Consider the following 18861-nt stretch of genomic DNA (forward strand, 5'->3'; position numbering starts at 1 on the left):
CCTCAGCGGTAGCCGGTGGTGTCGTCATAGGTGGAGAAGTCGACGAGCGTGCCGAGCATCTGGAGATAGGCGACGAGAGCGTCCATCTCCGTCAGCCTTTGTGGATCGCCATCGAAGTCACCGAGTTTGGCCTTGGGGTAGCGTGCCTCCACGCCCGAACTGTCGGCATTCGGATCGGCCTGGGCCTTGAGGTCCGCAGCCGCGTTGTCGATCATCTCGTCCGTGTAGGGAACGCCGACCGCCCTGTTCGCCTTGAGGTTCATGGCAACATTCTTCACCTCTAGCGGCGTTTCCTTGAGGAAGGCATAGCTCGGCATCACCGATTCCGGCACGACCGAGCGCGGCTCGATCATGTGCTGGACGTGCCATTCGTTGGAGTAGCGGTCGCCGACGCGCGCGAGGTCCGGCCCCGTGCGTTTCGACCCCCATTGGAAGGGATGATCGTACATCGACTCCGCCGCCAGCGAATAGTGGCCGTAGCGTTCGACTTCGTCGCGGAAGGGGCGGATCATCTGGCTGTGACAGACGTAACAGCCTTCGCGGATGTAGATGTCGCGGCCTGCAAGCTCGAGCGGCGAATAGGGCCGCATGCCCTCGACCTTCTCGATGGTGTTTTCGAGATAAAAGAGCGGCGCGATTTCCACAATCCCGCCGATCGAGACGACGAGCAGGGAGCCGACGAGCAGCAAGGTGGCGTTGCGTTCGAGTAGCGCGTGTTTATCGAGAATGGACATTATCTGCCCTCCTATTCCGCGGGCGCCGGCAGCGGCGCGGCATCCAGCGCCGCGCCTTCATCGCGCACGCGGCCGAGGATGGTCATCGTTACGTTGAAGGCCATGACGAGCGCGCCGGCGAGGAACAGGGCGCCGCCTGCGGCACGCATGATGTAATAGGGGAACATCGCCGCCACCGATTCGGCGAAGGAATAGACGAGGAAGCCCTGGTCGTCGTATTCGCGCCACATCAGCCCCTGCTGGATGCCGGCGACCCACATAGTTGCGGCATAGACGACGATGCCGAGGGTCGCGAGCCAGAAGTGCCAGTTGACCATCTGCAGGCTATAGAGCCGCTCCCGGTTCCAGAGTTTCGGCACCAGATAATAGATGGCGCCGAAGGTGATGAGACCGTTCCAGCCGAGCGCGCCGGAATGCACGTGGCCGATCGTCCAGTCCGTATAGTGGCTGAGCGAATTGACCGCCTTGATCGACATCATCGGCCCTTCGAACGTCGCCATGCCGTAGAAGGCGACGGCCATGACCATCATGCGGACGATGGGATCGGTGCGGACCTTGTCCCACGCGCCCGAAAGCGTCATCAGGCCGTTGATCATGCCGCCCCAGGAGGGCATCCAGAGCATGACGGAGAAGACCATGCCGAGCGTCTGAGCCCAGTCGGGCAGCGCCGTGTAGTGCAGGTGGTGGGGACCGGCCCAGATATACATGAAGATCAGCGCCCAGAAGTGGATGATCGACAGGCGGTAGGAATAGACGGGGCGGTTCACCTGCTTCGGGATGAAGTAGTACATCATCGCCAGGAAGCCGGCGGTCAGGAAGAAGCCGACCGCATTGTGCCCGTACCACCACTGCGTCAGCGCATCCTGGACGCCGGCAAAGGCGGAATAGCTCTTCGAGCCCAGAAACGACACCGGCACCGCCAGATTGTTGACGACGTGCAGCATGGCAATCGTGACGATGAAGCCGAGATAGAACCAGTTCGCCACATAGATGTGCGGCTCCTTGCGCTTCAGGATCGTGCCCATAAAAGCGACGAGATAGGCGACCCATACGATCGTCAGCCAGAGATCGACGTACCATTCCGGCTCCGCATATTCGCGGCTCTGGGTAATCCCGAGCAGATAGCCGGTCGCTGCAAGCACGATGAAAAGCTGGTAGCCCCAGAAAACGAACCAGCCGAGATCGCCGCCGAAGAGACGCGCGCGGCTCGTGCGCTGAACCACATAGAAGGAGGTGGCGATGAGCGCATTGCCACCGAATGCGAAGATCACCGCCGAGGTGTGGAGCGGCCGCATGCGGCCGAAGTTGAACCAGGGCTCGACATTGAGATCGGGAAAGGCGAGCTGCAAGGCGACGACGACGCCGACGAGGAACCCGACGACGCCCCAGAACACCGTCGCGATGACACCGTATTTGACCACCTCGTCGAAGTATTCGGTCTGTAGGGCCCGATGACCCGCGACCGCCGGACGGAAATCAACACGGCGCATGAGCACCAACGTGCCGCCGAGCAGCATGAAGAAGAGTATCCACATATGCGCGCCGAACAGGCGGTCCTGGGCAAAGCCGGCCCCGACCAGCGCCAGGAAGGCGCCGACGGCAAGGACGACCATCTCGACTGTATGTTTCATGGTTGGACCCCCAACTCTTTTCTAATCGCTGACTGGCGCACGCCTGCACGCAAGCGCCGAAGTCTTCTGAGAATTGCCAGAGCCGGGTCTTCGGTACCTTGATTCAGATCAAGACAGTTGGAGCGCTCGCCAGGCATGCCTCGGAGGTCGCCCAAGGGAGCCTGCAGCGAAGGCCGAGACATGATAGCAATGACGCTCGTCCTCCTGCGCAGCGGTAAGTGACCACGGCATCGGAAACACGTCCGCAGGCTCCTGATGCGGGATCAGTCAGCCGGCCGTATTTCGGTTCGTGGCAGGAAGCTCTAGGAATTTGAAAGGATGCAATCTGGTCGCATACAATGGCGCTGATTGGTGCGGCTAACGCTCGCCCTCTCCGGCTGCACGGCCGGTCATTTCCTCTATGTCCACGCAAAAGAAAATGTGTGGAGACGCCGCTGAAATCGTCTGCGGAACTGGTCTAAGTCCCCCTGGTTCCCACCAGTTGGCTTTTTTTTCGAGGAGGGACCAGGCGTGAATGCACTCGCTGCGGCGGCCCGGCGCCGCCGCTGGTAGTTCGCGGTAACGGCCCGTAACGACCACGCTCTTCCACTGGCGATTGCTAGCAAACTCGTCGATCTGGAGGGAAATGTTGGAGTTGCTGCGCATCCAGTCGATTTTCTGGCCCGGCATGGAAAAGCAGTAGAGGCAGTTGCCGGAGTGCGCATAGGTGATCGGCACTATGTACGGCTGGCCGTCCTTGCAGCAGGCCAATCGCGCCAGATCCCCTGCCGCGACTACCGCTTGGCACTCCTCGCGGCGCATTTCCCTGACAAACATAGCTCTGCTCCTCCCGCTAGTCGCGGATGGCCGGCACCTCCAGAGCGCCAGAGGAGGGTCTGCTATGCAGACTCTCAGGCAGGCTCAGTTGCAAAGCGAATGCAGGGCGTCCGGCTTCATAATGTCGATTGTCCGTGCGTCCCGCAGGACGATCACGCTGCGCTCCTTCAGCTTTGTCACGACCCGCGATACGGTTTCGATGGTAAGGCCGAGATAGTCGGCAATGTCTTGCCGCGACATTGGCAACCGCAACTGTCTGCCGCCGCCTTGACGCTCGCAAAGGTCGACAAGGAATGCGGCAATCCGCTCCACCGCACATTGCCTGCCGATCACCAGCAGATGCTGCTGAGCCCGCGCCATGCCGGTCAAGGCGAGCGCGAGAAGGTCCCGCGAACGCTCTTGCATCTGTCTGCGGCCGAAGACAGCCAGTGTCGTTTCCGTGATCGCCTCGGCGAAAAAGCAATGGCTGAGGCCTGCTTCGAAGCCGAACATCTCACCCGGGAGATGAAAGGACACGACCTGTCGCCGTCCGTCCGAGAGCAGGCGGTAGACACGCACCGCTCCAGTAGAAACCTGGTAGCACTTCTCGATCAAATCGCCTTCAGCATAGATCTCACGACCGGCCCTGTAGGTGGCGACTAGATGCGGCCCAGCAATTTGGGTCAGTGCAACGTCTTCGGCGTGTTCCTTGGGTTGTGCAGCGGCGTACATCTCTTTATCCCCTGTTCGGTGTGGGGATAGATTGGCAATTCCCAGGGCCGGGAGATATTCGGTTAGATCACTAAGGGAAATTACTTAGCCGCTTCGATCAGGCTGCTGATCACGCCGAGCAGGTCGGCACCAGTGAAAGGCTTCGTCAATATCGCATTGCCGACATTTGGCTGAAGGGCCGACAGGCCATCGACTAGCAGGATGCCCCGGGCTCCGAGCCTCTTGAGGAATTGAGTGGCGGCCTGCGGCTCTGATCTTAGTACCTCATCGTCGACAATCGTGCAGAGCGCCCCCTTGGAAGATTCTTCTGCATTTTGCACGGTGTCGTAGGACTCGGTCGAATATCCTTCGACCTCGAGCGCGAACGCCACAGATCGTCGGAGCCCCTGGTCCGCTGCAACGACGATAATGCCTCTTCCGCCTGACAATTCGAAATCTCGCTCATTTGGCGTGCTTCTGGCAGCCATGAGCCGGTATTAGAGTGCTTGCGGCGACGCGACGCATTGCGCGAGATCAACTCGGCAAATCAGGCAGGACCAAAACCTGCGGCGAGAGCCATTCGCACGAGATGGGGGAGGCTCTTCGCCTTCATCTTGGCCATCACATTGGCGCGGTGCACCTCGACGGTGCGCGGGCTGATGTCCAGATCATAGGCAATCGACTTGTTGGGAAGGCCGGCCACGACGGCCGAGAGGACCTGGCGTTCTCTCTCACTCAGCGTCTCGAGCCTCGCCTGAATGTCATTGACCTCGTCCGCATCGGCATCCGGAACGACCAGATGCGCCGAGGCTCTCTCGATGGCCTCGATGATCACGGAATCTTCGAAAGGCTTCTCGATGAAATCCACCGCCCCCGCCTTCATAGCCTCCACCGCCATGGGGACGTCGCCGTGCCCGGTAATCACAATCGAGGGTATCTTGATCTTCCGATCGCCGAGATTGCGCAGGAGGTCGACGCCTGACATGTCCGGCATTCTCAGATCCGTCACGAGAATTCCGTTTCTAACGTCCGGTGCGAAGACGAGGAAGGCCTCGGCCGATTGATGCATTTTGACTGCGAAGCCGTTCATCGTCAGCATGAACGCAAGCGACTTCCTGACCGCCTCTTCGTCATCAACAATATGCACCGTGTAATCAGTCATCTGCATTGATCCGTTCTTCAACATACGCGGGCAGCGTGAACCGGAAAGTAGCCCCACCAGCCGCATTTTTCGAGACAGTCATCTCACCGCCATGCGCCTCGACAATGCGCTTCGAAATGGACAGCCCGATGCCCATTCCGCTGGCCTTTGTCGTGACGAATGGCTTAAAGAGCTGACCCGCCATTTCCTCCGGAATACCTCCGCCCGTGTCTTTAACAACAACGACAATCTCGCCCGGATCGGCCGGCATGGTGCGGATCGTTAGCTCTCGGCGCTCGACGTGGCGCATTGCCTCGATTGCGTTGCGCATCAGGTTGATGAGGACCTGCTGGACCTGGATCCGGTCCACCATTACCATTTCGGCGCCGGGCAGATATTCGAACACGGTCCGCACCCCCTGCTCGCGGGAGCCGACCAGAGCCAGCGCGGCGGCCTCCTCCACCAGTTTGCGAATGTCTTCCGGCGCCTTTTCAGTTTCGCCCTTCGTGACGAACTCCCTGAGATGCTTGATGATCTGACCGGCCCGCAGAGACTGGCCTGCCACCTCTTCAAGCGCCTCGCGCATTCGGGTTGCGACGGCATCGTCCATGTCACGCAACAGCCTCACACATCCGTGCGAGTAGTTGGCGATCGCCGACAGGGGCTGGTTCAGCTCATGCGCAAGTGTCGATGCCATCTCCCCCATCTCGTTGAGCCGGGCAAGCCGCGCAAGCTCCGCCTGAATTTGCTCGAGCCTCGCAGCCGACTCCTCCCGCTCCGTAAGGTCTCTGATGAAGCCCGTGAAAAACCGCTCACCGCCCGATCTCATCTCGCCCACAGCGAGCTTCATCGGAAACGTCGATCCGTCTTTTCGCTGACCGGAGACGACCCGGTCAATACCGATGATGCGCTTTTCGCCGGTAGTCAGATAACGATGCATGTATCCATCGTGTTCGCGGCGATAGGGCTCCGGCATCAATATGCGCAAGTTCTCGCCAATGACTTCCTCCTCCGCATATCCGAACTGCCGCACGGCCGCGGCGTTGAAGGAGAGGATGGTACCATCTGTCGCGCTGACCACTGTGGCATCCGGAACCGTGTCCAAGATCGACCTCAGATGTGCGTCGCGGGCCTTGACGACGTCCTCGGCCCGGTCAACGTCGCGTTTGACCGCCTGAAGGACTTCTCCCAGCGCCGCGGTCAGAAGCACTGCCAACCCGAAGACCGCCAGTTCCACGACACTCGGATCGTCGACACTCCTGATCCGTTGAAGGAAGACCGCAGCAAAAAGCGACAGCCCCGCCGCAAAGAGGATCGCAGTCCGGCCGCCGACCAGCGCTACGACGAGGATGGCAGGGATGAACGAGAGGAGAAGAAGGCCGTCGCCGATTTGTTCAGCCAGCGTCAATCTCAGCGCAAGAACGCTCAAGGTGGCTACCGCGGCGACAATATAGGATACGGCCCCCTCGCCTCGCCACCTGACGAGCAACCGTCCCAACCGAGTCCTCTCAACAACGCTTTCTGAAAGCATCCCATTATCACCGAAGGACTATTTACCGCTGCAATGCCGAGCGTCTTGGCTGTGTCTGCACGATGCGACTCTTCCATAGACCATGCTGGCGGAAACAGACAACCCGCACTTGCTGCAAATCGTCCCAGGACGGAAGCGCTTCGCCACGTACTTGTAGCCGCTGAGGCGCAGAGTAGGATCGCTCCTGCATCCATCGGTTTCGGAGACGAGGCCAATGACGTATAAGACGATCCTTCTTGTGGTTGGTGTCAGCCAATTCGAAGATGACCTGAGGGCAGCGGGCGGCAGATCTGTGTGCATCGGAGGGTGCGCACCTCCCGGTTCTCGCCAGCAGGATAGCCACTCTCCCTCCGATGGGAGACCTCGCAGCCATTTCCGCGGCCTGGATTGACAGCCGCGACGGTGACCTGGAGCAACTGCGCCACGCCGTCAGAGAAGCCAACGAGATACTCGGAAGTGCCGGAATTTCATTCGATGTGGTTGGGCGATACTCAGAGACGATGCGGCTCGGGCAAGACATCGGAGAGCGTGCCCGATATGCCGATGTCACCTTGATCGGCACAAGTCTAAGGGTAGATGAGCTCCTCCGGCGGGGAGTCATAGAAGGCGCTCTCTTCTATTCGGCACGGCCGGTCCTGCTCGCTTCGGATCTTCGATCAGCCACCTTGCAGCCGAAGAACGTCCTCGTGGCGTGGAACTCGACCGTCGAGTCCGCAAGGGCCGTCCGCGAAACGTTGGACATGATGAAAAACGCCGAGGGCGTGAACCTGGTGCTCGTCGATCCAAAGACCAAGAACGGCGAAGAACCGGGCGCCGATGTCGCCACCTATCTTGCACGCCACGGCGTCAAAGTGACAGTCGACCGGCTTCCGAGTGCCGGCCGCACAGTCGAAGAGGTACTCGCCCAGCACGCACACGACGCTTCGGCCGACTTGATCGTGATCGGCGCCTATGGGCACTCGCGCATCCGCGAGAGGGTATTCGGCGGAGTAACCAAGGCGATGATCGACGCACCGGCCATACCGGTCTTGATGGTCAGATAACCGCGTACCGTTTACCGGGAGGCCGCAGAAGCGACGGCGTGGTCAATTCGCGAGCGCCGCGCTGTGAGCCGTGTCCATGACCCGCTTCAGCTCGTCGATCGCGGAAGCAGAAGGCAGCTTCTCTCCTTCGAGTTCGGGCGGCAGCTTCCACCCGGGCTCGACGCCCTGCATGTTCGGCAGCTCGTGGGCAATGCCCTTGTGGCAATCGATGCAGGTCGCCTTTCCGGGCAGCAGGTAGCGGGTATGGATCTCGGCGGCGCGTTGCGTCTGCTTCGAGAGGTCCATCGCCGCCGAGGAGTGACAGTTGCGGCACTCTAGGCTGTCGTTAGCCTTGAGCCTCGCCCATTCATGTTTGGCGAGTTCCAGCCGATGGTCGAGGAATTTCTCGCGCGTGTTGATGGTTCCGAAGATCTTGCCCCAGACTTCCTTCGAGGCCTGCATCTTGCGGGCGATCTTGTCCGTCCACTCATGCGGCACATGACAGTCGGGGCAGGACGCCCGGACGCCCGAGCGGTTGGAGAAATGGACCGTGCGCGTAAGCTCCTCGAAGACGTTGGTCCGCATCTCATGACAGGAGACGCAAAACTCCTCGGTGTTGGTAAGCTCCAAAGCGGTGTTGAAGGCGCCCCAGAAGATCACGCCGCCGACGAATCCGCCGAGCGTCAGGAAGGCGAGGCTGAGCGTTGCGGCCGGCGTTGTCAGGATCTTCCACACCCAGAGCAGAAAGCGCTTTGCCAAAGCCATGGCCTACTCGCTCCCTGCCTGCTTGACGCCCATCTCGCTCATGTCCCGGAAGGTGTTGCCGACGAGCGGGCGCACGTCGGCCTGCGGCACATGGCAGGCCGTGCAGAAATAGCGCCGCGGCGAAACGTCCGCGAGCATCTGCCCTTCCCGCGTCATGTAGTGCGTGACGCTGATCATCGGCGCGCCGGACTCCTGCGTCAGTTCGCGCTTGTGGCAGGAGAGGCACCGGTTGGTGTTGACCGAGAGCTGGTAACCCTCGATCGAATGCGGAATAACCGGCGGCTGGTCGGGATAGGCGCGCTCCTTGCGGGCGTCGTCGACGACCCATTTGGGGATCGGGTGCGCCTCCACCTCGCCCATTTCCTGCGGCGGTCCGGAGAGCTCCGGCACCCTCTCGCCCGCCATCTGGGCGATTGCCCCCGTAGCGACGAAGAGGATCGCCAACAGCGCTCCCAGCATCGATCCGGGGCTTCTCATCATGCGACAGAGACGATCTTGACCGCGCATTTTTTGAAATCCGTCTGTTTGGAGATTGGATCGGTTGCGTCGAGCGTTACCTTGTTGATGAGCCTGCTGGCGTCGAACCAGGGTACGAAGATGACGCCCGGCGGCATGCGGTTGCGGCCGCGCGTCTCGACGCGGGCGCGAATTTCGCCGCGACGGGAAACGATCCGCACCTCGGCGCCCTGATTGATGCCGCGATCGCGGGCGTCTCCGGCATTCATGAAGCAGACCGCACCAGGGAAGGCCTTGTAGAGCTCCGGCACCCGCATGGTCATTGAGCCCGAGTGCCAGTGTTCGAGCACGCGACCAGTCACCAGCCAGATGTTGTATTCGTCGTCCGGAGATTCCGCCGGCGGTTCGTAGGGAACGGCGAGGATGACCGCCTTCCCATCCGGGCGGCCGTAAAACTTCACGCCCTCGCCCTGCTTCACATACGGATCATAACCCTCCCGGTAGCGCCACAGCGTCTCCTTGCCGTCGACGACGGGCCAGCGCAGCCCCCTCTCCTCGTGGTAGCGGTCATAGGGCGCAAGATCGTGCCCGTGTCCGCGCCCGAAGGAGGCGTATTCCTCGAAAAGCCCTTTCTGGATGTAGAAACCGAAAGCCTCGGCCTCCCGGTTGGCGTATTCCTTGTTGATCTCGCTTGCCGCGAAACGGTCGACATTTCCGTTCTTGAAGAGCACGTCGTAGAGCGTCTTCCCCCGATAGCCCGGATTGGCGTCGAGAATGTCGGCCGGCCAGACCTCGTCGGTGGTGAAGCGCTTGGAAAACTCCACCATCTGCCAGAGATCGGAGCGCGCCTCTCCGGGCGCATTCACAAGCTGGTGCCAGACATGGGTACGGCGCTCCGCATTGCCATAGGCGCCCTCCTTTTCCACCCACATGGCGGCCGGAAGGATCAGGTCGGCGCTCATCGCGGTGATCGTCGGATAGACGTCCGAGACGACGACGAAATTGTCGGGGTTGCGGTAGCCCTGGTAGGTCTCGTTCTCAGTATTGGGCGCCGCCTGGACGTTGTTGTTGACTTGCACCCAATAGAAGTTGAGCTTGCCGTCTTTTAGCATCCGGTCCTGCTCGACCGCATGATAGCCCGGCTTCTCCGGAATGATGCCGTGAGGCACGCGCCAGATTTCCTCGGCGTGCTTGCGGTGCTCCGGGTTGGTGACGGTCATGTCGGCCGGCAGCCGATGGGCGAAGGTTCCGACCTCGCGTGCCGTGCCGCAGGCCGAGGGCTGCCCGGTCAGCGAGAACGGGCTGTTGCCGGGCTCCGATATCTTCCCGGTCAGGAGGTGGAGGTTGTAGACCATGTGGTTGACCCAGACACCGCGTACGTGCTGGTTGAAGCCCATGGTCCAGAGCGACATGACTTTGCGGTTGGGATCGGCATAAAGATCGGCCAATTGTTCGAGGAAACCGGCCTCGACCCCGGTCAGTTCGACAGTCTTGTCGAGTGTGTATTCGGAAACGAATGTCTTGAAGCTCTCGAAGTCGCTCGGCGTCATCTTCGCCGCATCCCGGGCGTTTGTCGCCTTGACCTCGAGGGGATCGTCGGGCCTCAGGCCGTAGCCGATATCGGTCGCGCCAACCATGAAGGTCGTGTGCTTCTCGACAAAATCCTGATCAACCCGGCCGCTCTGGATGATGTGATTGGCGATGTAGTTGAGAATCGCGAGGTCCGTGCCCGGCTTGAATACGATCGGGATATCGGCGAGATCCATGCTGCGATGGGTGAAGGTCGAAAGCACCGCCACCTTCACATGCTCGTGCCCGAGCCGCCGGTCGGCGAGCCGCGTCCAGAGGATCGGGTGCATCTCGGCCATGTTCGAACCCCAGAGCACAAAGGCGTCCGCGTGTTCGAAATCGTCGTAGCAGCCCATAGGCTCGTCCATGCCGAAGGTGCGCATGAAGGCGTAGGCTGCCGAGGCCATGCAGTGTCGGGCATTCGGGTCGAGATTGTTGGAGCGGAAGCCGGCGCGCATCAGCTTTGTGGCGGCGTATCCCTCGAAGATGGTCCATTGCCCGGAGCCGAACATGCCGAGAGCTGTCGGTCCCTTCTCCTTCAGGACCTTCTTCGCCTGCTCGGCCATGACGTCGAACGCCTCGTCCCAGCTCACCGGCTCGAACTCGCCGTCTTTGGCAAAGACGCCGTTGCGCTTACGTAGCAAGGGCGTCGTGAGGCGGTCGGCGCCGTACATGATCTTGGAAAGGAAGTAGCCCTTGATGCAGTTGAGGCCACGGTTGACCTCGGCCTGCATGTCGCCATGGGTGGCGACGACCTGCCCCTCCTTGACGCCGACCATGACGCCGCAGCCGGTGCCGCAGAAGCGGCAAGGAGCCTTCGCCCATTTGATCTGCAGCGCCTCCACTCCGCCCGGCACGGGCTGCGCCGCGGCCGGAAGCGCAATGCCCGCAGTGGCTGCGGCGATGCCGGCGGCATGCGCCTTCAAAATTTCACGCCGGGTCAGTTCGGCGGTCATGGCTGATCTCTCCTTGAGTTTCGACATGCTCAAACACCATGTTGGCTGCCACCACGCCCTCGAGAACCGCGATGCGCGAAAGGCTTTCGCCGAGCATCCCGGTGCTCGTGCCCTCGATCACCACGACGATTTTTCCCGCCTCATGGGCGTAAACTTCGACGTTCGACATCTCGGCAAGCTGAGCGACGACGCGCTCTTGCATATGCGGCATCGTCACGATGACGGCGCTGGAGACGTGATATGACGCGCTCGGATCAGGCATGGGCGCTCTTCCACGCGACCTCGCGAATGCCTATGGCCGCCACCGGGCACACCGCAATACAGGCGCCGCAGCCTGTGCAGGCGGTTTCATTCAGTTCAGGCAGGAAGGGGCCGCCGGCGCGCGGTCGAAACCGGATCGCTTCCGTCGGACAAGCGTCGCGGCAGGCTTGGCAGTCGGTGTGGTTCTTTGCAAGACAGCTCCCGCCGATAGTTGCGACATGTGGGAAGTGCTGTGGCCGGCCGGTGAAGACCGGCTCGGGACAGAGTTCCGCGCACTGGCCGCAGAAGGTGCACTCCGCGATCGAGAAATCCAGCGAGGGACGATCCGAAATCAGCCGGATGATGTGCGTCGGACAGAACTCAACGCACTTCCCGCACCCAGTGCAGGCCTCGAGACTCGCGGCGGTGACGCCGGGGGGAAGGACACGTTGTCTTCGTCCCTCGTAGCGACCACGCAGAAAGTTCCGCCTCGATGTGTCGACAGATTCACCCATTTCGCCCTCAATGCCCTGGCGGACCAGGTGGGCCGAAGACGATCTGAAACATCCAGACGAGAAACCCGTAGGCACCGACTACGCCCACGGCGAGGATCGGCCAGATGCCGAATGCCAACACGAGGAAGGTGATCAGTTCGTTTAGCCGCCGCGTGCGTGACAGGCTCGCCCCTGGCTGGTCGGCATCTGGCATTCAAGCGTCTCCTCTCCAAACGCATACGCCTAAAGGAAGTCTAGTGCCTCGAACAAAAAAATAAAGAGGAGGCGCTGGATAATTCCTGTTCGATCTTCGGAAAAATTGATTTTTGTCAATACTTGGAAAAAGCTCGCCCCACGGCGGTAATATTTTCGACGTAGCTAATATCTACACCAAGTGGGGCCGGCACAGACAGGTTGTGTTGTACCGAGCCCCTTCTATTTAGTTTGGCGTTCCCTCAATCTACTGGAGGGCTCCCGCGAGAGCGGCGTCGAGGCGCTCCCTCGCCTTCTTCGGCAGCTTCACTGCCTTCACCTTCTCGACATTCGCGGGCGCGTCACCGACGACGACCGCCGCGACCATGCCCATGCCGACATGCGGCGCGCACTTGACGCCGTAGACTCCAGGCACGTCGAAAGTCACCTTGTAGGTTTCGTTCATCTTGCTCTTGAAGGCCGTGGCCCCGTCGGGAATCATGTCCTTGATGGTTTCGACGTTATGTCCCTTGTCGGTTGGAACAAACGTCACGCTGTCGCCCGGATTGACCTTGACGAATGCTGGCTCAAAGACCATTGCGCCCTCGGCGCCCTTGTTCAGCATACGGACCTCGAAATCGGCGGCGGATGCCGTACCGGTGAGAGCGGCAAGAACTGCGGCGGCTGCCATGCCCTTTGCGATTATGCGCACTTGAATTTCTCCTTGGTTTCAGAACCCTGTTCGGTCGTTGCGGCAAGGAGATAGGCCAGAAAGAGCAACTGCTCTTTGATGCTTGTCAAATAGCCATGGGAAATCTAGTCCCGCCCGCCTTCGGCGAGTGCCGCCAAGCCTGGCAGGTCGCGGATGATGAGCTTCTGACGCCCCCCCTCTACCAGCCCCTTCTGCTCCCAGGCACTGAGAATGCGCGATACCGTGTGAAGCGTCGTTCCCGTCATTTCGGCGATGTCCTGGCGGGAAATCGGAAAGTCGATGCGGACGCCGCCTTTTTCCTGCTTGCCTGCCTGTCGCGAAAGACGCAGCACCGCATGAGCGACGCGCCTCTCCACCTCCTGTGTCGACATCTCGCGGATACGCGTGTGCGCTTCTTCGAGCCGCTGGCCGATCGTCTGCATCGTGCTGACCGCAAGAAGTGGGTTCTGCTCGACAAATTGCGGCCAAAGGTCCGTCGGCCAGGACAGAGCAAGACTTTCCGTGGCAGCGGTCGCGGTACCCGGATAATCCGAACGCTGTAGCGCCTTGGCAAAGCCGAAGAGGTCGCCCGGATGGACGACGCGCACGATGATCTGCTGGCCGTCCTCGGTGACCTGGGTCACCTTCAGCCGCCCATGCAGCAGGAGAAAAAAGCTTGTGGCTTTCTGACCCTGCTCGAAAACAGCGTCGCCTTGCGGCACGCGCCTGGCGGTCGCATGGGCGAGCAGCCTATCCAGATCTGCGTCGCTCATCCTGTCGAACAGGGCAAGCGACCGTACGACACTCCGGTCGATCTTCATTCCATTTTCCTACTGCCATTCCTTGAATCGGAACCAACACGGCCGTGATCTCAGTATCATGGCGGAAGGAGGGAAAAAAGCAGAGTATCCGCGGCGTTGACTGAAAGCGGGTATTGTCATGAGTGGTTGAAAAGCACTTCAAAGCCGTTCAAATATTTTTTTCGAGCGCCGGCGCTGACTGTTTCTACCTGACCAATTTCCTGAAGGCAGGCGGGTAGATCGAAACATTCGACATTAAGGTCCGACTGCGGGTGATGAACGACCGTCACTTCCGCGTACCGGACGCCTGGCCGCACTAAGCGCCTGCTTACCGCCGGTCTTGTATCGCCGCCCCGAAGCGCTCACGCTCGTGTCCGAATCCTTCGCTTCGGTTCCCAGGAGCTCTTCCGCGGCTGTGTCGAACTAGCACCCAAGGGTCCGACCTAGATGAGCTGCGGAAAGACCGGCGAGGCGCGGGCTCGTCCATGGCGTCCGAAGGCGACAGCGGAGAGCGGCTATCCTTTGTCCGGCTCCGAACCGGCAAGGACTCGTTCGATCTCGAGCGTCGGCCCTGTCCTGCGCCGTCTCGACTTCCGCAGCGCTTCAGCACTGCGTTGCACATCAGACGTCGAGGCCCTTCTCACGGAGCGTCTGCAGTAAGGGTGCATACCACCGCGTATCCTTCACCAAGCGGAAGCCGACGTTGTCCGGCGGCGCGCCGACGGCGCAGCCGCCCCCTTTGGGGTTGCGGACGAAGGAGCTGAGCGCGGCCCGATGCTTGCCGGTGGCGATGTAAATGCCGCAGGACGAGGCATCGCTGGTAACCTTTCCAGTGCGATCGAGCGTGACGCGCCGAATGCAGGTCGACGTCCATTCCCAGACATTACCTGCGAAGTCGGAGAGGCCAGACTCGCTCTCGCCGAAGTGGCCAAGCCGCTGCGGCTCCGGCTCGCGGGATGCCTTGCGCCCCGTCTCGCGGTAATAGTCGGCGAGCCAGGGCAGGGCCGGATTGGAGCTATCTTCATCGACACCGAGCGCATCGTCAGGAAAGCGCGAGCCGGCGGCAAAGGCGAGTTGCTGGTCCGTAGGCAACACCCAGACTTCCCCCGTCCGCCGGCTGAGCCAGACAGCATAGGTTTGCGCGTCGTCGTAGCTGACGCCGGTTGCCGGCACGCGCTCGGGATCCGCCGGCACGTGCTCGGGTTCGGCGGGCAGACAGGCCTCTTCCGCGACGCAGCGCGCATAGTCCGCGGCTGTTACCTGATATTTCGTGATTGTGAGCGGTGCGCTCATGCGCACCACTTCCACCGGCCCATCGACGGCATAGCCGTTCTTGAAGAACTCCCCGGCGACGCGATAGCGAAATTCCCGTGGGGCCACGGTCACAACCGCTGGTTCATCAAGCGGGGCACCGACCGGAGCGCTACCAAGAAGCCCCGTTTCATTGGCAAGAAATCCTGTGAGAAGTAGGAGCAGGACGGAGGGTATCGCAAGCGAAACGGGAGTGACTTCTCTTTTTTCTGAAAACACGGCCATGACGGCCTCCCTGCGACCACTTCCAAGGTCTATGCCGGCAGCATCGGTCCGCCAACGACACGCGCTCCGCCGACGGGGGCGCGCGTCGCGGTGGCTGGCGTCAGGTGCCCGAAGGAGCACGAACCGCGGTCATCAGGTCGTCATTCCAATCGCCGGTGACGGTGAAATGGGCGGCAGCGCCGAGCTCGAAGGCCTCGATCAGGTTGTGGTTGACATAGGCATATATGCCGGGCTGCTCGAAGGTGTAGAAGGCAGCGCCCGCCGTACCGCCCGGGATAAACCAGGTCTCCTGGTCGACGTCCGGAGGATTGCGGAACTTGCCGGTCGCCCAGACATAGTCGCCATGGCCGCCGATCAAATGCGGGCGCGTGTCGCGGTTTGCCTGCGAATGGACGATCAGAACCTTCTCGCCAACGGCAGCCTTGAGCGCATTTTCGCCTGTGAGTGCCCCCACTGCACCGTTGAAGACGATATGGGTCGGGGTCAGGGTGCGCATCACTTCAAGCGTGTCGGCATAGGCTTCGCCGGCGCTTTCGTACTTATTGAAGTTGCCATTCTCGTCGCGCGGCACATAGAAGTCCTGCTCACCGATGTAGTAGACCTTGTCATAGGCGATCGACTTGCCCTTGCCGTCAGTCAACCCTTCGCGCGGCAGCACCATGATCGCGCCGTTCATGCCGGAGGTGACGTGCCAGGGCACCATGCCGGGAGGTGCGCAATGGTAGACGAAGACGCCGGCCTTGGTCGCCTTGAAGCGCAACACGGCGCTCTCGCCAGGGTTGACGACCGTTAGCGCACCGCCTCCAAGCGCACCCGTTGCCGAATGGAAGTCGATGTTGTGCTGCAACTGATTGGTTTCAGGATTGATCAGGGTCACCTCGACATAGTCGTCCTGGTGAACGACCATCAGCGGGCCGGGGACCGAACCGTTGAAGGTCATCGCATTGAGCTCCGTACCCTGCTCGTCGATGACGATCTTCTTCTCCTCGATGGTCAGGGTGAACTCGACGACTTTCGGGCCACCTTCGGCCTTTTGCGTGTGAGCGTGGACGAAGGGCGGCTTCACCAGGTCAACCTTGACGCGTGGCAGCGAAGCGATATCGACAGGGGCGGCCTTGGCGACCGCCTCTTCCGCATGCGCGGAAACCGCACCGACAAGCGGCGTCAGCGCGCCCGCGACTGCGGCGCCAGCCAACATGCTGCGGCGTGTCATCTGGAATAGTTCAGACATGGAACCTCTCCTTGAAAAGGACGGAGCGAACATCGCCCGGTCGCCTTTCATCGTAGGAGCACTCGCGCCACCCTCTTTGTGGTGGAACAAATACGCAAATTGCCCTGGTGCGACATTTTGACTAGCAGAGACGACAATCCGTGTGGTGATCGCCGCCGGATCGAACTGACGTGTCTTTGCCCATTGTCAAAGAAGACCTTGCGGAACTCCGTTAGATAGATGCGAGCCAAACATCAGGAGTTGAATAATGGATGGACCAAAGGTAGCCGAGCGGCCCGGCTACGTGCCGCGGGGCCTCGCCCGCACTGGCCCGGTGCTGTTTTCCTATGGCTTCAGGCCATTCTTCCTGGGCGGCTCTATTTGGGCGATCGCCGCCATGACCTTATGGATCGTGGCGCTCGCCGGTCATATCGAACTCGGTGGCAGCTATGGTGCGCATGCCTGGCATGCGCACGAGATGCTGTTCGGCTTCGCCTCGGCCGTGCTTGCCGGATTCCTGTTGACGGCGGTGCCGAACTGGACCGGGCGGCTACCGGTTTCCGGCCGGCCGCTGGCCGGTCTGCTCGGGCTCTGGGTGGCGGGGCGGATCGCACTCCTATTGCCCGATACGATCGGCCTCCCGACGGCCGCGGCGATCGACAGTCTCTTCCTTCCGGCGCTCCTCATCATTTGCGCGCGCGAGGTGATTGCCGGCCGCAAGTGGAAGGATCTGAAGGTCCTTGGTGCGCTCCTGGCGCTGTCGGTCGCCAATGCCTGCTTCCACATTGCGATCATTGACGGCGACCATGCCCATGTGGCGATGCGACTCGGCATTTCCGCCTATGTGGCGCTGGTCACCATCGTCGGTGGCCGGATATTGCCGAGCTTCACCCGCAATTGGCTGAACCGCTTAGGCCGCACCGATTTTCCAGTTCCCTACAATCGCTTCGACATGATCGCCATTCTCGCAGGCATCACAGCGCTGGCCGCCTGGACGCTTGTTCCCGACCATCGGATCACGGCGGTGGCCGGCCTTGGGGCCGCTCTGCTGCACACCGTCCGCCTCGCCCGCTGGCGGGGCTGGGCGACATATCCGGAAATGCTGCTCGTCGTCCTGCATGTGGCCTATGCCTTCGTTCCCCTGGGCTTTGCCGCAATCGGCTTCGGCGCTCTCGGCTTCGTCGAAGAGCATTCGGTCATGCATGTGCTGACGGTGGGTGCCATCGCTTCGATGATGCTCGCTGTGATGACCCGTGCGAGCCGCGGCCATACGGGACATCCGTTGTCGGCTTCTCGCCTGACCACCGCCTCCTACGGAGCGATCGTGCTCTCGGCGCTGTTGCGTCCTCTCGCGGAAATGCTGCCCGAGGCCGCCACTTCGCTCTATGCCGCATCGGGCGGCCTCTGGATCACAGCCTTCGCGCTCTTCTGCCTCGAATACGGGCCGATCCTGCTGCACAAGCGCCGCGCGCTGCGCTGAACGCCGCCAAACCTACAAGCCAGAACGGCCCGGAATACATGCCCGGGCCGTTGTTATTCGCTTGGCCGCAGCACCTCAGGCGCTCATCATCTCCGGCGTCCATGGTGGCTCATAGGTGAGCCGGATTTCGGCAAATTCGACACCCGGCACATACCAGACGCAGTTGCGGACGGCCTCCTTCAGATACTCGCTGGCAGGACAGCCTCGTGTGGTCGTCGTCATTGTCACATGGGCGACGCCGCCATCCTCGACCGAGACGTCGTAAATCAGGCCGAGATCGACGATATTGTGGCCAAGCTCCGGATCGATGATCATCCGCAGGGCCTCTCGGATGGCATCGCATACTGACGCGTTCATCGCTTCGCTCATCGTTTCAGTCCCTGCTTTCCGACGCGGATGAAAATGCGGAAGGTGCTGCGGGTCTCGTCGAAGTTGCCGGCCCACTGGTGCCCGCGCCTGGCAAGCTCCGGGAAAAGGAAGATCGGTTCGCGCGACAGCAGGGCAAACAGCACCTCGCCCGGCTCCATCCGCTCGGCAGCCGCAAGGATGCGGACCATCGGTTCCGGCGGATCGAGCTCGGTGAGGTCGAGGTGTTCTACCGATTCCGGCCAGGTGTCCGGATTGTCGGCGTCGGCGGAGACCTCAACGGGGGCGCCGGTCCGCTTCGGCGTGAACAAGACCTCCCAGTCGCCGCCTTCTATCTCCTGTGCCTCATGGCCGAAGCCGCGGCCTTCCATGACCTTGAACAGCGGCTGCGGGCGAAAGGGAGCAAACAGCCGCAAGGCTTGCCCGGGCTTCAGCCCGTTCACCGCCTCCATGATCGCCTGGAACGGCTCGCCGCCGCTCCTCAAGATAGGTCGAACGTCGAGTTCCCTTGGTGCAGGGTTCGGTTGCGCGGGGGTCATCG

General features: G+C 61.3%; 20 protein-coding genes and 1 pseudogene. 2 read left to right on the forward strand and 19 right to left on the reverse strand.

Annotated features, from left to right (window positions below; translation table 11 throughout):
- Nucleotides 1-2: 2 nt before the first annotated feature.
- From ccoO to fixL, 7 genes are all read right to left on the reverse strand, one after another.
- Nucleotides 3-734 carry a cytochrome-c oxidase, cbb3-type subunit II gene (gene ccoO / locus AU381_RS25175; RefSeq protein ID WP_064244344.1) on the reverse strand — a complete coding sequence of 244 codons (732 nt, stop codon included), beginning with the start codon at nt 732-734 and terminating at the stop codon, nt 3-5.
- A gap of 11 nt (nt 735-745) precedes the next feature.
- Nucleotides 746-2365, reverse strand: coding sequence for a cytochrome-c oxidase, cbb3-type subunit I (gene ccoN, locus AU381_RS25180; protein ID WP_064244345.1), 1620 nt, complete (start codon nt 2363-2365; stop codon nt 746-748).
- A 357-nt stretch (nt 2366-2722) separates the two neighbouring features.
- On the reverse strand, nt 2723-3181 hold the full coding sequence (locus AU381_RS25185; RefSeq protein WP_064244346.1) for a pyridoxamine 5'-phosphate oxidase family protein: 459 nt from the start codon (nt 3179-3181) through the stop codon (nt 2723-2725).
- Between the two features lie 84 nt (nt 3182-3265).
- On the reverse strand, nt 3266-3892 hold the full coding sequence (locus tag AU381_RS25190) for a helix-turn-helix domain-containing protein (RefSeq protein WP_026617468.1): 627 nt from the start codon (nt 3890-3892) through the stop codon (nt 3266-3268).
- An 80-nt stretch (nt 3893-3972) separates the two neighbouring features.
- On the reverse strand, nt 3973-4359 hold the full coding sequence (locus AU381_RS25195; RefSeq protein WP_064244347.1) for a response regulator transcription factor: 387 nt from the start codon (nt 4357-4359) through the stop codon (nt 3973-3975).
- Nucleotides 4360-4418: 59 nt separating this feature from the next.
- The gene (gene fixJ, locus AU381_RS25200; protein ID WP_064244542.1) at nt 4419-5033 is read right to left on the reverse strand and encodes a response regulator FixJ; all 615 of its coding nucleotides are present in this window, start codon (nt 5031-5033) and stop codon (nt 4419-4421) included.
- On the reverse strand, nt 5026-6543 hold the full coding sequence (gene fixL / locus AU381_RS25205; protein ID WP_064244348.1) for a PAS domain S-box protein: 1518 nt from the start codon (nt 6541-6543) through the stop codon (nt 5026-5028). The genes fixJ and fixL overlap by 8 nt, the downstream gene beginning before the upstream one ends.
- 214 nt (nt 6544-6757) lie before the next feature.
- Here fixL and AU381_RS25210 point away from each other — a divergent pair.
- Nucleotides 6758-7586 (forward strand): annotated as a pseudogene (locus AU381_RS25210) (universal stress protein).
- Between the two features lie 42 nt (nt 7587-7628).
- Here the strand turns inward: AU381_RS25210 and AU381_RS25215 are convergent.
- The 10 genes from AU381_RS25215 to nirK all read right to left on the reverse strand — a co-directional run bounded on the left by AU381_RS25215 (nt 7629) and on the right by nirK (nt 16495).
- On the reverse strand, nt 7629-8330 hold the full coding sequence (locus AU381_RS25215; protein WP_064244349.1) for a cytochrome c3 family protein: 702 nt from the start codon (nt 8328-8330) through the stop codon (nt 7629-7631).
- Between the two features lie 3 nt (nt 8331-8333).
- Nucleotides 8334-8837 carry a nitrate reductase cytochrome c-type subunit gene (locus AU381_RS25220; protein ID WP_082910353.1) on the reverse strand — a complete coding sequence of 168 codons (504 nt, stop codon included), beginning with the start codon at nt 8835-8837 and terminating at the stop codon, nt 8334-8336.
- Complete coding sequence (gene napA / locus AU381_RS25225; RefSeq protein ID WP_064244351.1) at nt 8807-11311, reverse strand: periplasmic nitrate reductase subunit alpha; 2505 nt, start codon at nt 11309-11311, stop codon at nt 8807-8809. Before napA ends, AU381_RS25220 begins: the two co-directional genes overlap by 31 nt.
- The gene (locus AU381_RS25230) at nt 11286-11573 is read right to left on the reverse strand and encodes a chaperone NapD (protein ID WP_064244352.1); all 288 of its coding nucleotides are present in this window, start codon (nt 11571-11573) and stop codon (nt 11286-11288) included. The genes napA and AU381_RS25230 overlap by 26 nt, the downstream gene beginning before the upstream one ends.
- Nucleotides 11566-12066 (reverse strand): ferredoxin-type protein NapF, encoded by a 501-nt coding sequence (locus tag AU381_RS29150; RefSeq protein ID WP_082910355.1) that lies wholly within the window; start codon nt 12064-12066, stop codon nt 11566-11568. Before AU381_RS29150 ends, AU381_RS25230 begins: the two co-directional genes overlap by 8 nt.
- A 7-nt stretch (nt 12067-12073) precedes the next feature.
- Nucleotides 12074-12259, reverse strand: coding sequence for a periplasmic nitrate reductase, NapE protein (gene napE / locus AU381_RS25235; protein WP_064244353.1), 186 nt, complete (start codon nt 12257-12259; stop codon nt 12074-12076).
- Between the two features lie 246 nt (nt 12260-12505).
- A complete protein-coding gene (locus AU381_RS25240) occupies nt 12506-12949 on the reverse strand; it encodes a pseudoazurin (protein WP_064244354.1) in 444 nt (147 codons plus the stop codon).
- Between the two features lie 104 nt (nt 12950-13053).
- Entirely contained in the window at nt 13054-13749 is a 696-nt protein-coding gene (locus tag AU381_RS25245; RefSeq protein ID WP_064244355.1) for a Crp/Fnr family transcriptional regulator, read from the reverse strand.
- Between the two features lie 600 nt (nt 13750-14349).
- Entirely contained in the window at nt 14350-15264 is a 915-nt protein-coding gene (locus tag AU381_RS25250; protein WP_064244356.1) for an SUMF1/EgtB/PvdO family nonheme iron enzyme, read from the reverse strand.
- A 100-nt stretch (nt 15265-15364) separates the two neighbouring features.
- Nucleotides 15365-16495, reverse strand: a complete 1131-nt coding sequence (nirK, locus tag AU381_RS25255; RefSeq protein WP_064244357.1) for a copper-containing nitrite reductase — start codon at nt 16493-16495, stop codon at nt 15365-15367.
- 247 nt (nt 16496-16742) lie between these two features.
- Here nirK and AU381_RS25260 point away from each other — a divergent pair, with 247 nt between their 5' ends.
- A complete protein-coding gene (locus AU381_RS25260; RefSeq protein WP_064244358.1) occupies nt 16743-17954 on the forward strand; it encodes an NnrS family protein in 1212 nt (403 codons plus the stop codon).
- 75 nt (nt 17955-18029) lie between these two features.
- Here the strand turns inward: AU381_RS25260 and AU381_RS25265 are convergent, their stop codons facing one another.
- Nucleotides 18030-18323, reverse strand: a complete 294-nt coding sequence (locus tag AU381_RS25265; RefSeq protein WP_064244359.1) for a metal-sulfur cluster assembly factor — start codon at nt 18321-18323, stop codon at nt 18030-18032.
- Entirely contained in the window at nt 18320-18859 is a 540-nt protein-coding gene (locus AU381_RS25270) for a DUF2249 domain-containing protein (protein WP_064244360.1), read from the reverse strand. Before AU381_RS25270 ends, AU381_RS25265 begins: the two co-directional genes overlap by 4 nt.
- Nucleotides 18860-18861 lie beyond the last annotated feature (2 nt).

The organism is Sinorhizobium glycinis (assembly GCF_001651865.1).
GTDB classification, from domain to species: Bacteria; Pseudomonadota; Alphaproteobacteria; order Rhizobiales; family Rhizobiaceae; genus Sinorhizobium; species Sinorhizobium glycinis.

Coding starts and splice junctions, on each gene's coding strand:
- AU381_RS29150 (WP_082910355.1), bottom strand. CDS start 12,066: ATGGGTGAATCTGTCGACACATCGAGGCGGAACTTTCTGCGTGGTCGC.
- AU381_RS25245 (WP_064244355.1), bottom strand. CDS start 13,749: ATGAAGATCGACCGGAGTGTCGTACGGTCGCTTGCCCTGTTCGACAGG.
- AU381_RS25215 (WP_064244349.1), bottom strand. CDS start 8,330: ATGGCTTTGGCAAAGCGCTTTCTGCTCTGGGTGTGGAAGATCCTGACA.
- ccoN (WP_064244345.1), bottom strand. CDS start 2,365: ATGAAACATACAGTCGAGATGGTCGTCCTTGCCGTCGGCGCCTTCCTG.
- AU381_RS25270 (WP_064244360.1), bottom strand. CDS start 18,859: ATGACCCCCGCGCAACCGAACCCTGCACCAAGGGAACTCGACGTTCGA.
- fixL (WP_064244348.1), bottom strand. CDS start 6,543: ATGCTTTCAGAAAGCGTTGTTGAGAGGACTCGGTTGGGACGGTTGCTC.
- AU381_RS25185 (WP_064244346.1), bottom strand. CDS start 3,181: ATGTTTGTCAGGGAAATGCGCCGCGAGGAGTGCCAAGCGGTAGTCGCG.
- nirK (WP_064244357.1), bottom strand. CDS start 16,495: ATGTCTGAACTATTCCAGATGACACGCCGCAGCATGTTGGCTGGCGCC.
- AU381_RS25195 (WP_064244347.1), bottom strand. CDS start 4,359: ATGGCTGCCAGAAGCACGCCAAATGAGCGAGATTTCGAATTGTCAGGC.
- AU381_RS25265 (WP_064244359.1), bottom strand. CDS start 18,323: ATGAGCGAAGCGATGAACGCGTCAGTATGCGATGCCATCCGAGAGGCC.
- napA (WP_064244351.1), bottom strand. CDS start 11,311: ATGACCGCCGAACTGACCCGGCGTGAAATTTTGAAGGCGCATGCCGCC.
- ccoO (WP_064244344.1), bottom strand. CDS start 734: ATGTCCATTCTCGATAAACACGCGCTACTCGAACGCAACGCCACCTTG.
- fixJ (WP_064244542.1), bottom strand. CDS start 5,033: ATGACTGATTACACGGTGCATATTGTTGATGACGAAGAGGCGGTCAGG.
- AU381_RS25250 (WP_064244356.1), bottom strand. CDS start 15,264: ATGGCCGTGTTTTCAGAAAAAAGAGAAGTCACTCCCGTTTCGCTTGCG.
- AU381_RS25190 (WP_026617468.1), bottom strand. CDS start 3,892: ATGTACGCCGCTGCACAACCCAAGGAACACGCCGAAGACGTTGCACTG.
- AU381_RS25220 (WP_082910353.1), bottom strand. CDS start 8,837: ATGCGCGGTCAAGATCGTCTCTGTCGCATGATGAGAAGCCCCGGATCG.
- AU381_RS25230 (WP_064244352.1), bottom strand. CDS start 11,573: ATGCCTGATCCGAGCGCGTCATATCACGTCTCCAGCGCCGTCATCGTG.
- napE (WP_064244353.1), bottom strand. CDS start 12,259: ATGCCAGATGCCGACCAGCCAGGGGCGAGCCTGTCACGCACGCGGCGG.
- AU381_RS25260 (WP_064244358.1), top strand. CDS start 16,743: ATGGATGGACCAAAGGTAGCCGAGCGGCCCGGCTACGTGCCGCGGGGC.